Annotated in this window: 11 protein-coding genes; 5 read left to right on the top strand and 6 right to left on the bottom strand. The window is 63.7% G+C overall.

Annotation, left to right across the window (positions count from 1 at the left end; translation table 11 throughout):
- The first annotated feature begins 2 nt into the window (after positions 1-2).
- The 3 genes from GGD57_RS01320 to GGD57_RS01310 all read left to right on the top strand — a co-directional run bounded on the left by GGD57_RS01320 (position 3) and on the right by GGD57_RS01310 (position 4,744).
- Positions 3-1,859, top strand: a complete 1,857-nt coding sequence (locus GGD57_RS01320) for a CHASE2 domain-containing protein (protein WP_184466102.1) — start codon at positions 3-5, stop codon at positions 1,857-1,859.
- 98 nt (positions 1,860-1,957) lie between these two features.
- A complete protein-coding gene (locus tag GGD57_RS01315; RefSeq protein ID WP_184466099.1) occupies positions 1,958-3,943 on the top strand; it encodes a DEAD/DEAH box helicase in 1,986 nt (661 codons plus the stop codon).
- Between the two features lie 96 nt (positions 3,944-4,039).
- The gene (locus GGD57_RS01310; protein WP_184466503.1) at positions 4,040-4,744 is read left to right on the top strand and encodes a class I SAM-dependent methyltransferase; all 705 of its coding nucleotides are present in this window, start codon (positions 4,040-4,042) and stop codon (positions 4,742-4,744) included.
- Here the strand turns inward: GGD57_RS01310 and GGD57_RS01305 are convergent.
- The 5 genes from GGD57_RS01305 to GGD57_RS01285 all read right to left on the bottom strand — a co-directional run bounded on the left by GGD57_RS01305 (position 4,713) and on the right by GGD57_RS01285 (position 10,284).
- Positions 4,713-5,936: a molybdopterin molybdotransferase MoeA gene (locus GGD57_RS01305; protein ID WP_184466097.1), complete on the bottom strand. Its 1,224-nt coding sequence runs from the start codon at positions 5,934-5,936 to the stop codon at positions 4,713-4,715. The genes GGD57_RS01310 and GGD57_RS01305 overlap by 32 nt on opposite strands.
- Complete coding sequence (gene moaC, locus GGD57_RS01300) at positions 5,933-6,430, bottom strand: cyclic pyranopterin monophosphate synthase MoaC (protein WP_184466095.1); 498 nt, start codon at positions 6,428-6,430, stop codon at positions 5,933-5,935. Before moaC ends, GGD57_RS01305 begins: the two co-directional genes overlap by 4 nt.
- Before the next feature lies 1 nt (position 6,431).
- On the bottom strand, positions 6,432-7,244 hold the full coding sequence (gene trpC / locus GGD57_RS01295; RefSeq protein ID WP_184466093.1) for an indole-3-glycerol phosphate synthase TrpC: 813 nt from the start codon (positions 7,242-7,244) through the stop codon (positions 6,432-6,434).
- A 9-nt stretch (positions 7,245-7,253) separates the two neighbouring features.
- A complete protein-coding gene (gene trpD, locus GGD57_RS01290; protein ID WP_184466091.1) occupies positions 7,254-8,270 on the bottom strand; it encodes an anthranilate phosphoribosyltransferase in 1,017 nt (338 codons plus the stop codon).
- 121 nt (positions 8,271-8,391) lie between these two features.
- The gene (locus tag GGD57_RS01285; protein WP_184466089.1) at positions 8,392-10,284 is read right to left on the bottom strand and encodes a peptidylprolyl isomerase; all 1,893 of its coding nucleotides are present in this window, start codon (positions 10,282-10,284) and stop codon (positions 8,392-8,394) included.
- 219 nt (positions 10,285-10,503) lie between these two features.
- Here GGD57_RS01285 and GGD57_RS01280 point away from each other — a divergent pair, with 219 nt between their 5' ends.
- A complete protein-coding gene (locus GGD57_RS01280; RefSeq protein WP_184466087.1) occupies positions 10,504-10,785 on the top strand; it encodes a hypothetical protein in 282 nt (93 codons plus the stop codon).
- An 81-nt stretch (positions 10,786-10,866) separates the two neighbouring features.
- Here the strand turns inward: GGD57_RS01280 and GGD57_RS01275 are convergent, their stop codons facing one another.
- Positions 10,867-11,121, bottom strand: coding sequence for a GlsB/YeaQ/YmgE family stress response membrane protein (locus GGD57_RS01275; protein WP_010067678.1), 255 nt, complete (start codon positions 11,119-11,121; stop codon positions 10,867-10,869).
- Positions 11,122-11,672: 551 nt separating this feature from the next.
- Here GGD57_RS01275 and GGD57_RS01270 point away from each other — a divergent pair.
- Positions 11,673-11,828 carry an entericidin gene (locus tag GGD57_RS01270; protein ID WP_184466085.1) on the top strand — a complete coding sequence of 52 codons (156 nt, stop codon included), beginning with the start codon at positions 11,673-11,675 and terminating at the stop codon, positions 11,826-11,828.
- The last annotated feature ends 223 nt before the right edge of the window (positions 11,829-12,051 follow it).

Here is a 12,051-nt window from a genome sequence, read left to right as displayed (position 1 = left end):
CCATGAACCATCGCCTGCAGACCGTGATCGCGCTGCTGCTCGCCGGTCTCTGGGCGACAGCACTCGGCTACGTCAACCTCAATGGCGGAAGCGGCCTACTCGACCGGATGGAGGCTTCGCTTGCCGATATTCGCAGCGCCGTCATCGGAGCAAAGACACCGCCGCCGGTCGTGTCGATCGTCGCCATCGATGACCGCACCGCCGCCGCCCACGGCTATCCGCTGGATCGGGCAACCCTTGCGCGGCTGATCGGCGCGATCACCGCGTTGAAGCCGAAGGCACTGGCGCTCGATATTCTGCTGGTCGATCCGGGGCCGGAGCAGGGCGATGCGGCGCTGGCAACCGCCCTTGCCCAGGGGCCGAGCGTGATTGCTGCGGCCGCCACCTTCGCGCAAAGCCGCCAGCAGGTCACCGATGCGGCGAACGATCCGCTTGCCGCCATTCCCGAGGCGAGCCAGCTTCTCCTGCCGCTTCCCCGCTTTGCCGAGGCGGCCGCAGTCGGCATCGTCAATGTCGCGACCGATCAGACCGGCACACCACGCTTCATTCCGCTGATTTCGCGGGCGGCGGACCGGCTGGATCCGGCCTTTCCGCTGCGGACCGCTTCGGTGTCACTTGGCGTCGACCCCACGATCGAACCCGGTGCCATCATGCTCGGCAAGCTGCGCATTCCCACCGATATCGGCCAGCAGCTGCCGGTGACCTTCTATGGCGGGCACGGCAGCATCGCCACGTCAAGCGCCGCCGATGCGCTCGACGGCAAGCTGGCGGCGGATGCGGTCGCCGGCCGCATCGTCGTCATCGGCTCGACGGTCACCGGCGGCGGCGACGTTTTCCCGACACCGTTCGATCCCGTCATGCCCGGCGTCGAGGTGATGTCGACGGCAATCACCCATTTGGTCACTGGCGACGGCATGGTGCGCGACCGCGGAACCAGACTGATCGATGCCGGCATCGCCATCGGCCTGACGCTCGTGCTGGTTTGCCTGATCGCCTGGCGCCGGAGTGCGGCAGGTTATGTCATCATCGTGCTGACGCTGATCGTCTGGGCGATGCTTAATCTGTCGGCCTTCGCGCATGGCTACTGGCTGAGTGCGGCGCTGCCGATCGCCGCTGCCTTGCCGCCGGTGCTGATCCTCGGCGCGGCCGAACTCTGGCTCGACCGCGGCCGCGCCCGCCATTTCGCCGAGCAGAGCGCGCTGCTGCAGCGCATCGAAGCGCCGGGCCTTGGCGAGTGGCTGGCGCGCGATCCGAATTTTCTGGCTGAGCCGGTGCGCCAGAACGCTGCCGTCATCTTCATCGATCTCTCGGGCTTCACGGGCCTCAGCGAAACCCTCGGACCGGTCAAGGTGAGCGAGGTGCTGAGCGGCTTCTTCGAAATAATCGACGAGGAGGCGCGCGCCCATGGCGGCGCCATCACCAGCTTCATGGGCGACGGGGCGATGATCCTGTTCGGCCTACCGGAGCCTGCCGAGGACGATGCCGCCCGGGCCGCCGCCTGCGCGGTCAGCCTTTGCGAGCGCACCCGGGCCTGGCTTGGCGCCCATGCCGGCTTTGCCCAAAAGAAGATCGGCTTCAAGGTCGGCGCCCATTGCGGCCCGATCGTCGCCTCGCGTCTCGGCACCGGCGACAGGCAGCAGATCACCGCGGCGGGCGACACCATCAATGTCGGCAGCCGGCTGATGGAGGTCGCAGCCCGCCACGGCGTCGAGCTGGCGCTGAGCGCCGAAATCGTCCGCGCAGCAGGCTCTGACAGCGTGCTTGCGCAGGCTGGCCGGATGGAGGGGCCGTTGGAAACGACGCTGCGCGGCCGGACAAGCCATATCGACGCCTGGCTGTGGCGCAGCCGCACGCTTTGACAATCGCCGCGGGAGCGGCTAGGAACGGCGCAAATATCCCGCCGGCTGGCTCCGGCCATGGCGCATTTCGCGCCTGACAGCTCCGAAAGATCGAACTCATGACAGAATTCAACGGCGTCGTTCCGGCGATCGCCAAGGCGTTGCAGAAGCGCGGTTACGCCGAACTCACCCCGGTGCAGAAGTCGATGCTCGATCCGGCGCTTGCCGCTTCCGACGCGCTGGTCTCGGCCCAGACCGGCTCCGGTAAGACCGTCGCTTTCGGGCTGGCGCTGGCGCCGACGCTGCTTGAGGGCAGCGAACGCTTCGGCAATGCAGGCGCCCCGCTCGCCCTCGTCATCGCTCCGACCCGCGAACTTGCCCTGCAGGTGAAACGCGAACTCGAATGGCTCTATGAAATGACCGGCGCGGTGATATCAAGCTGCGTCGGCGGCATGGATATCCGCAGCGAGCGCCGTGCGCTCGAACGCGGTGCCCATATCGTCGTCGGCACGCCCGGCCGGCTCTGCGACCATATTCGCCGCAGGGCGCTCGACATGTCGGAGCTGAAGGCTGCGGTGCTCGACGAGGCCGACGAAATGCTCGACCTCGGTTTCCGCGAGGATCTCGAATTCATTCTCGATTCGGCGCCGGACGAGCGCCGGACGCTGATGTTTTCGGCCACCGTGCCGGCAGCGATTGCCAAGCTTGCCAAGAGCTACCAGCGCGATGCCGTGCGCATCAGCACCGCGGCCGAGGAAAAGCAGCATGTCGATATCGAATATCGCGCACTGATGGTCGCTCCGAGCGACCGCGAGAACGCGATCATCAACGTGCTGCGCTATTACGAGGCGACCAACGCCATCGTCTTCTGTTCGACGCGTGCTGCCGTCAATCATCTGACCGCGCGGTTCAACAACCGCAATTTCTCCGTCGTGGCGCTCTCCGGCGAGCTGACGCAGAACGAACGCAGCCATGCGCTGCAGGCCATGCGCGACGGGCGCGCCCGCGTCTGCATCGCGACCGACGTCGCCGCCCGCGGTATCGATCTGCCGGGCCTCGATCTCGTCATCCATGCCGACCTGCCGACCAATCCGGAAACGCTGCTGCACCGCAGCGGCCGCACCGGCCGGGCCGGGCGCAAGGGCATCAGCGCCATGATCGTGCCGCTGAACGCGCGACGCAAGGCAGAGCGCTTGCTCGACAATGCCGGTATTTCGGCAGCCTGGGCGCGGCCGCCGTCGGCCGAAGAGGTGAGCGAGCGTGACGACGAGCGGTTGCTCGCCGATCCGATCTTCAGCGACGCGCCGCAGGAAGACGAACAGGGGCTGGTGCAGCAGCTGCTTTCCAGCCACGGCGCCGAAAAGCTAGCCGCCGCCTTCCTGCGCCTTTATCGCACCAATCATTCGGCTCCGGAGGATCTCATCGAGGTCACCGTTCAGGATGATCGCAGCCGCAAGCGCCGCGACAATGCCGAGCCCTACGCGCCGGCGCAGAAGGGTCCGCGCGAGGATTTCGGCGCCAGCGTCTGGTTCTCCGTCTCGGTCGGCCGCAAGCAGAATGCCGAGCCGCGCTGGCTGATCCCGATGCTCTGCCGCAACGGCAATGTCACCAAGCGCGAGATCGGCGCCATCAAGATGCAGCCCGAGGAAACCTTCGTGGAAATCGCGGCTGCAAGTGCCGATGGTTTCCAGGAAGCCCTCGGACCGAACAAGACGCTCGAACGCGGCATCCGCGTAAGCAGGCTTTCCGGCACGCCGGACTTCAGCCGGGCGCCGTCGCCGAAGCCTTATGCCGGCAAATCGTCGCGTGACGACAGGCCGAGCGACACGTTCCGCGACGAACGCCCAAAGAACAAGTTCGGCAAGGGCCCGGGCGGCGGATATGCTGCAGCCGACAATAGCGGCCAGCAAAGACAGGATGGCAAGCCCTGGAGCAAAAAACCGGGCAAGCCCGGTTTCGACGGCCCGAGATCCGACAAGCCTAAATACGACAAGCCGAAATTTGAAGGCGGGAAGTCAGAAGGCGCTAAGTCTGAACGCCCGAAATATGAGGGCAAGGGTGGCGCCGGGCCGAAGGGTAAGTTTTCGAAGAAGAAGCCCGGCTGATTGCGCCGGCAGCCTTTCGCCGGGTCAGGCGGAGGGCTTTGTTCCTCGACGGTGTGAAACGCCGGATTTCATGATGGGGCAGGGAGCATGACGACGATGAAACGCTCCGCCGTGCCAGATCCCGATCCTGCCTCTTTCATACAGGCCAACCTGCCGATCTCGCCCGTCCCTGCAATCCCCGACATCCTGCTCCATACGGCCGGGCCTGCGAGCGGGCTCTGGCGGCTTGCAGGCCGGAGAGAGACCGATCTCCCGCCTTACTGGGCCTATCCCTGGGCCGGCGGCGCGGTTCTTGCCCGCCATCTGCTCGACCGGCCAGAAGTCGTTGCCGGCCGCCGCGTCCTCGATCTCGGCGCCGGCTCCGGACTCGTCGCCATCGCCGCGGCGAAGGCCGGAGCTGCCGCGGTCACGGCGGTCGATGTCGATGCCAATGCGATCGCAGCAATCGGTCTCAACGCGGCGATCAACGGGGTGGATATCACGGCTATCGCTGCTGACATCATAGAAGCTTCGCTGCCGGAAACCGACCTCCTCGTGGTCGGCGATCTGTTCTACGACCCCGCCCTTGCCTTGAAGGTGATGGTTTTCCTGCGGCGCTGTCAGGCGAGCGGGATTGAGGTGCTGATCGGCGATCCCGAGCGCGCTCACCTGCCGCAAAGGGAACTCAGGCGAATCGCGACCCATGCGGTTGCGGACTTCGGTGCGGGCACGAATGGCGGAGCGGTTCAGGCGGGCGTCTTTTCGCTCTCCGCAATAGCTGAAGACACAACTAGACGAGAAGATCCGGCCGCAACAGCATGACCGGGCAGGGGGCTCCGGCCGGCAGTTCCGGCGCGTGCGGCGGGCGGATGATGAGGCAGTCGGCCTGCGCGAAGACCTTCATCATCGACGAATCCTGCTTGCCGAAGGGTTGGGCCAGCCAGTTTCCGGTCGTGGATTTCGCGAGTCTCGCCCTGATATAGTCCTGCCGGTGATCATTGGCGCGTAATGTGACGGCAGCCTCCACCGTTGTCTCGCGCTGCACCGGCGGCAGGGAGGCGAGTTTGCGGATCAGCGGCTCCAGGAAGAGCAGCGAACAGACAAGGCTCGAGACCGGATTGCCGGGCAGGCCGAGCACATGAGTTTGCCCGAAGCTGCCGACCATCAGCGGTTTGCCGGGGCGCATGGCGATGCGCCAGAAATCGAGCTGCATGCCGGCTTCGATCAGCGTCGCCTGCACCAGATCATGATCACCGACCGAGGCACCGCCGAGGGTGACGATGACATCGACCTTGGCGTCCCGCGCCGCGTCGATCGCCGCGGTGATCCTCGCCTTATCGTCAGGCACGATGCCGAGATCGAGCACATCGGCGCCGGCTTTGCGGGCAAGGGCTGCAATACCGAACGTATTGGAGGCGATGATCTGCGAAGGGCCGGGCGTGCTTCCGGGCGGCAGCAACTCGTCGCCGGTTGCGAGGATGGCGATCAGCGGACGCTTGAATATCGAGACCTCAGGCCGGTTCATGCCGGCGGCGACCGTCAGCCGCGAGAAATCGAGCACCGTGCCGGCGGGCAGCACAGCTTCGCCGTCGACGAAATCCTGACCGCGGGGGCGCACATGCTGGCCCTGCCGCACGGGGAAATTGGTTCGGATGCCGCCTTCGATCTTCTCCGCATCCTCCTGCAGCAGGACGCTATCTGCGCCTGACGGGACAGGCGCGCCGGTGAAGATGCGGACGGCCTCTCCCTTGCCAACGCTTGCCTCGAAGCCGTGGCCGGCGGAAGACGTGCCGATGACCTTCAGTTCAGCACCCGGCTCCGGTGCGTCTTCACCGCGCAGCGCATAGCCATCCATGGCCGACGCATTGAAGGGTGGCTGGGTGAGGCCGGCCGTGAGATCGACGGCAAGAACGCGGCCTTCCGCTTCTGCGAGCGACAGCGTCTCGGACGCGGCCACCGGATTTGCGCGGGAAAGCAAGCGATTGAGGGCCTCGGCGACCGGCAGAAGGTTCATTTCGCCTCCGGATGACGGAAATCGCCGGATTTGCCGCCGGATTTTTCGAGCAGCCTGACGCCGCCGATCTCCATCGCCTTGTCGGCTGCCTTGGCCATGTCGTAGATCGTCAGGCAGGCGATCGAGACCGCGGTCAGCGCCTCCATCTCCACACCGGTCTTGCCGGTCAGCTTGACGGTTGCGGTGACGCGCAGGCCGGGCAGGGCGGCATCCTCCTCGATCTCGACCGTGACCTTCGTCAGCATCAGCGGATGGCAGAGCGGGATGAGATCGGCGGTGCGTTTTGCCGCCATAATGCCGGCAAGGCGCGCCGTGCCGATCACATCGCCCTTCTTGGCATTACCCTGGCGGATGAGCGCGAGGGTTTCCGGCGCCATCTTCACATGGCCCTCGGCGGTGGCGATTCGCACCGTTTCGCCTTTGTCGGAGACATCGACCATATGCGCCTCGCCGGAGGCATCGATATGGGTCAGACCGGGTTTTGCGCCGCTCATGTCATTCGGCCGCGATGGCGGCTTCGCCAAAGAGCAGCGCGCGGGTGGCGGCCGTCACGTCGTCCTTGCGCATCAGGCTTTCGCCGACAAGGAAGGTATTGATGTCGACGGCCTGCAGGCGCTGGCAATCTGCATGGGTGAAGATACCGCTTTCGCCGACGAGCAGCCGGTCTGCCGGCACCATCGAGGCAAGCGTCTCGCTGACCGTCAGGCTGACGTCGAACGTGCGCAGATTGCGGTTGTTGATGCCGATAAGCGGCGAGGAGAGCTTCAGCGCCCGCTCCATTTCCGGCGCGTCGTGAACCTCGACCAGCACATCCATACCGAGCGAGAAAGCTTCGTCCTGCAGACGCTCCGCATCGTCATCGCTCAGCGACGCCATGATCAGCAGAATGCAGTCGCCACCCCAGGCGCGCGCCTCGTGGACCTGATAGGTCTCGAACATGAAGTCCTTGCGCAGAGCGGGCAGGGCGCAGGCGGCCCGCGCCGCCGTCAGAAATTCCGGTGCGCCCTGAAAACTCGGCGTGTCGGTCAGCACGGAAAGGCACGCCGCGCCACCGGCTTCATAGGCCTTTGCCAGCGCCGGCGGATCGAAATCCGGACGGATCAGCCCCTTGGACGGGCTTGCCTTCTTGATCTCGGCAATCAGACCGAAATGGCCGGCCTCCCGCTTGGAGACGAGCGCCTTGTAAAAGCCGCGCGGTGCGGACTGGCCGGCCTGCATCGCCTTCAGTTCGGCAAGCGACACGGCAGCCTTGGCGGCGGCGATTTCCTCGCGCTTATAGAGTTCGATCTTCTTCAGGATATCGGTCATCGGCCAATCCTAGTCGATATCGTTGGAAACGGCGATGAGTTTGTCGAGGGCGAGCGCGGTGGCGCCGCTGTCCAGCGAATGCGCAGCAAGCGTCATGCCGTCGCGGATCGTCTCCGCCTTGCCCGCTATAACAAGCGAGGCGGCGGCATTGGCGAGCGAGACATCGCGATAGGCATTCTTGGCGCCACTGAGCACCTCACGAAGCGCGGCGGCATTGGCGACGCCATCACCGCCCTTGATATCGGCGAGCACGCAGGGGCTGACGCCGAAATCGGCGGGCGACAATTCGAAAGTGCGGATCTTGCCGTCTTCGAGGGCTGCGACCTTGGTGATGCCGGTGGTGGTGATTTCGTCGAGGCCGTCGCCATGGACGACCCAGACACATTCGGAGCCCAGATCGCGCATGACCTCGGCAAGCGGCACCAGCCATTGCGGCGAGAAGACGCCGAGCAGCTGGCGGCGGACGCCGGCCGGATTGGAAAGGGGGCCGAGCAGATTGAAGATAGTGCGCGTGCCAAGTTCGACGCGAGAGGGTCCGACGTGGCGCATGGCGGAATGATGCATCTGCGCGAACATGAAGCCGACGCCGGCGTCTGCGATGCAGCGGGAGATGATTTCGGGACCGACATCGAGCTTGACCCCGAGGGCGGCCAGATTGTCGGCCGCGCCCGATTTCGAACTCAGTGCCCGGTTGCCGTGCTTGGCGACGGGGACGCCGGCGCCAGCGACGATCAGGGCCGCCAGGGTCGAGATATTGTAGGTGCCGCTGGCATCGCCGCCGGTGCCGACGATGTCGATCGCATCTTCAGGCGCCTCGACGGCCAGCATCTTCGCGCGCATCGCGGTGACGGCGCCGACGATCTCGTCGACGGTTTCACCGCGCACGCGCAGCGCCATCAGGAAGCCGCCGATCTGCGAGGGTGTCGCCTGGCCCGACATCAGGATGTCGAAGGCGGCGCGAGCCTCGTCACGCGTCAGCGGCTCGCGACTTGCGGCCTTGGCCAGGAACGGCTTCAGATCGGTCATAAGGCCTCCTGGAGCATGATGCCGAAAAGTGTGAGCGGTTTTCGGACGACATCATGCCCTAACTATTTAATTTAGAACAGGATTCAGATTTCAGGCCGACCCGGCCTGAAATCATCCTGTTCTAGCGGGTCGTTGCCTGTTCGGCGAGCGTCTGGTTGATCTGAGCGCCATACTGCGTCTGCAGCAGGTTGACCATCTGATCGAGAATATCGTCGCCGGCGGCGTTGGCCATGCTGGTGATCTGGGCGTCGCGGTTGTTCAGCGCGTCGCTGGTCGGCTGGCTGTTGACCTCGGTGACCTTCATCAGGATCTGCGTCGAGGGATCGGCGCCGACAGCGCTCGCAACCGTATCGATGGGCCCGGAGAAGGCGGCGGTGACGCCGGCGCGGCCCAGCACCGGATCATCGGTGGAGCGGGTGACGCCGCTCTTGCTTTCGACGGCGATGCCGAGCGGCGTCGCGATATCGGCAAGCGCCTTGCCCTTGGCTGCCTCGGCCTTCAATTCGTCGGCCTTCTTGGCGAGTTCGGCTTTCTGCTGTTCCGCCGTCCAGTCCTCGACCGCCTTTTCGTGCACCTCGGCGACCGGGCGCTCGCGGGTCGGAGTGATCTCGCGGACATTGAACCAGACATAACCGTCATTGCCGATCGGCAGAGGCGGCGCATCGACACCAACTTCGGTCTTGAAGGCTTCGCCGAGCAACTGCTGCTTGGCGGGGATATCCTTGACCTCTTTGCCGTCCTTGTCGGCGCCGGTCATATCGACGGCGTCGACAGCCACGGCGGTGAGCTTCAGCTGGCCGGCGATATCCTCGAGCGTGGCGCCCCCGGCGCGCAGGTCCTCGATGCGGTCATGAACGTTGATCACTTCCTGAGAGGCATTGGACAGCGCCAGCTGCTTGCGGATGTCTTCCTTCACCTCGTCGAAATTCTTCACCGTTTCTGGCTTGATGTTGGTGATGCGCAGGATGACGGAGCCGAAGGAGCCTTCGACGACAGGCGTCGTGCCGCCATCCTTCGAAACTGCGAAGGCCGCATCGGCAACGGCCTGGTCGGGAACCTTGTCCTTGGTGAATTCGCCGAGCAGCACGTCGCTTGCCGTCTTGCCCTGGTCGGAGACCAGCTGGTCGAAGCTGGTGCCGCCCTTCAGCGCCGTTTCGGCGGCGGCGGCAAGATCCTTGCTGGCAAAGGTCAGCTGTTCGATGGTGCGGCTTTCCGGCGTGCGGTAAGTATCCTTGCTCTTGTCGAAAGCTTCGTGGATCTGGTCGTCGGTGACCGTTGCGGCGTCGGCGATATCGGCCGGCTGCAGCTTGAGATAGACGAGCTTGCGGTATTCAGGCGCCTGGTAGCGCTGCTTGACGCCTTCGAACCACGCCGCCAGCACGTCGTCGGCAGGCGCCTTGATCGGCTCGATATTGGCGTTGGTGAGCAGGAGATAGTCGATGCTGCGGCTTTCATCGCCATAGAGCTTCAGGGCGTCGACCAGCGTCTTCGGGGCGGTGAAACCATTCGAAATGGCATCGACGACCTGGCTGCGGACGGCGACCTTGCTGCGCTCGTTGATGTAATCGTCCTGGCGGATATTGGCATTGCGCAGGCGCGAGATGAAGAGCTCACGGTCGAACTTGCCGTTGACCGCCTTGAAAGCCGGATCGTCGGCGATCAGCTGGGCAAGGCGATCCTGGGAGAGGCCGAGGTTCATGTCTTCGGCGAGCTGGTCGAGCGAGGCGCCGGCGACGAGCTGGGCGAGCACCTGCTGTTCGACGCCGAAGGCGCGGGCCTGTTCCGGGGTGAGACGCATGCCGAACTGCTGGCTGAGGCTTGCGACCTGGCGCTGATAGGCGAGGTGGAATTCGTTGACGTCCACATGCTGATCGCCGACGGTCACGACCGTGGTGCTGTTGCCGCCCGTTATCAGCGACCGGGAGACGCCCCAGATGCCGAAGGACCCGACCAGCAGAAGCATCAGCAGCTTGGCGACCCAAGTCTGAGCGGCTCTTCTCAGGATATGGAACATAGAAACGCAAACCTCGCAGTATCATTGAGCCGCGCGCGGGCGGACATTCGACGTTCCTTAAAACAAACCCGACAGGAAATGAAGGGTTTGTCACGCGAAAAGCTGCACAAGGCTGCCGCCCGGCCGAGGCGGCTTTGCGGCCAACAAAAGATCGGTTGCGGCGGAACCTTTCGGGCCGCCATTTCGTTGAAGCGGCATCCCATGAAACAGGAGCAGACCATGGCAGAATTGAAATCCGCTTCCGCCGAATCCACCGCTGCGCGCGTCAAGGCCGATATGGCGGCAGACGACCTCTCGGCGCAGGTCGCAGCCCTTCGCAACGATCTTGCCCGGCTGACGGAAAGCGTGGTCGCGCTCGGGCAGGGGGCAAAGTCGGCTGTAACAGACGAGGCATCGCTGATGACGGAACAGCTGCGCGACAAGGTTCGCGAAGAACCGCTCGTCGCGCTGGCCGTGACCGCAGGCATCGCCTATGTATTCGGCCTGCTGAGCCGCCGCTGAAAAGACTTCAGGACAATGAAAAGCCGGGCGCAATGATTGCCCGGCTTTTGGTGTTTCGATGGTCAGCTATCGCGACCGGGATCAGCGGCGGATGAGGCGGCCGACGAAAATCAGGATACAGGCGCCGACGAAACCGGTGATCAGATAACCCAGCCAACCGGCAAGCGGCTGGATGTGCAACAGACCCAGGATCCAGTTGGCGACAATGGCGCCGACGATGCCGAGCAATATGTTCATGAGCAAGCCCATGTTGCTGCTCATGACCTTTTCCGCCAGCCATCCGGCGATGCCACCGATAATGATGGCTGCAATCCAACCTACACCTGCGTTTTCCATGGTTAGCTCCCTCCTGGTAAAAGCGACTCCAAACAATGCATGAAACGCAAAGAAATTCCACTCCTGGCAGAATTAAAGCGCTTACGGCTGGAGGTGAGTGACCGGCGTCTCCAGCGCGTGAACGGCCAACTGGAACAGGAGGCCTGATATGGCGAGCAGTGCGAAGCCGAAAGGCATGATCAGGCTTTTGCTAAACATTCTTTCTCTCCCCTTTGAGGAAAGCATAAGCTGAAGCAGCCGCCGTGCAAGGTTATTACTAATAAATAGTTAAGTATCACATTTGAGTAAAACTTAAAATATCGAAATGATACACCTGTTCTTTTGCGATACGGAAGAATAAACGCTCGAATAACGGGTGAATGTCGTGCGGCAGATGACTCGAGGATGTTTTTTATCCTGACAAGGCTGCGATCGAAAGCGCGACGCCAAGCAACATCTTGGGAATACGCTATAGCTCACGGCAAATGTGGTCATGCCGGCCCCGACGGATTGATTTTGCTGCGAAGCGCATCATTTTATCCAGAGGCCATTCGATCCGAGGGGAACATTTGATGTCAAAAGCTGCAATCGCCGTCGCCTGCCTCTGCCTGCTCACCCTGTCCGGCTGCGGCAACACCGCATATGGGCTGAAGAAGGACGGACAGGAGGCAAGCCACGCAATGGACAATGCCACGCATCGGGTGCTTTCCGCCGGCGCCAAGAAGTGAGACGGGCGCCGGGAAAATAGGCGCGACAGAAGAATCACCACGAAAAAAGCCCGCCTGGGGTGAGGCGGGCTTGAAGCAACAGGGAGAATGGACGGATCGACGCCGTCTCGTCTAATAAAGCACTTGCTGAAGCGCATGGCGTTACGTCATTCGACGTATCCGCGACCGCCGCCGTTCCGGCGGCGAGGATGCGACAAGAACCGGAATCGAATCAGAAATTGCC

Origin of the sequence: Rhizobium esperanzae, assembly GCF_014197615.1 — a bacterium.
Lineage (GTDB): Bacteria > Pseudomonadota > Alphaproteobacteria > Rhizobiales > Rhizobiaceae > Rhizobium > Rhizobium esperanzae_A.
Note: the sequence above shows the minus strand (reverse complement) of the source record. Positions and strands in the feature narration are given on the sequence as shown.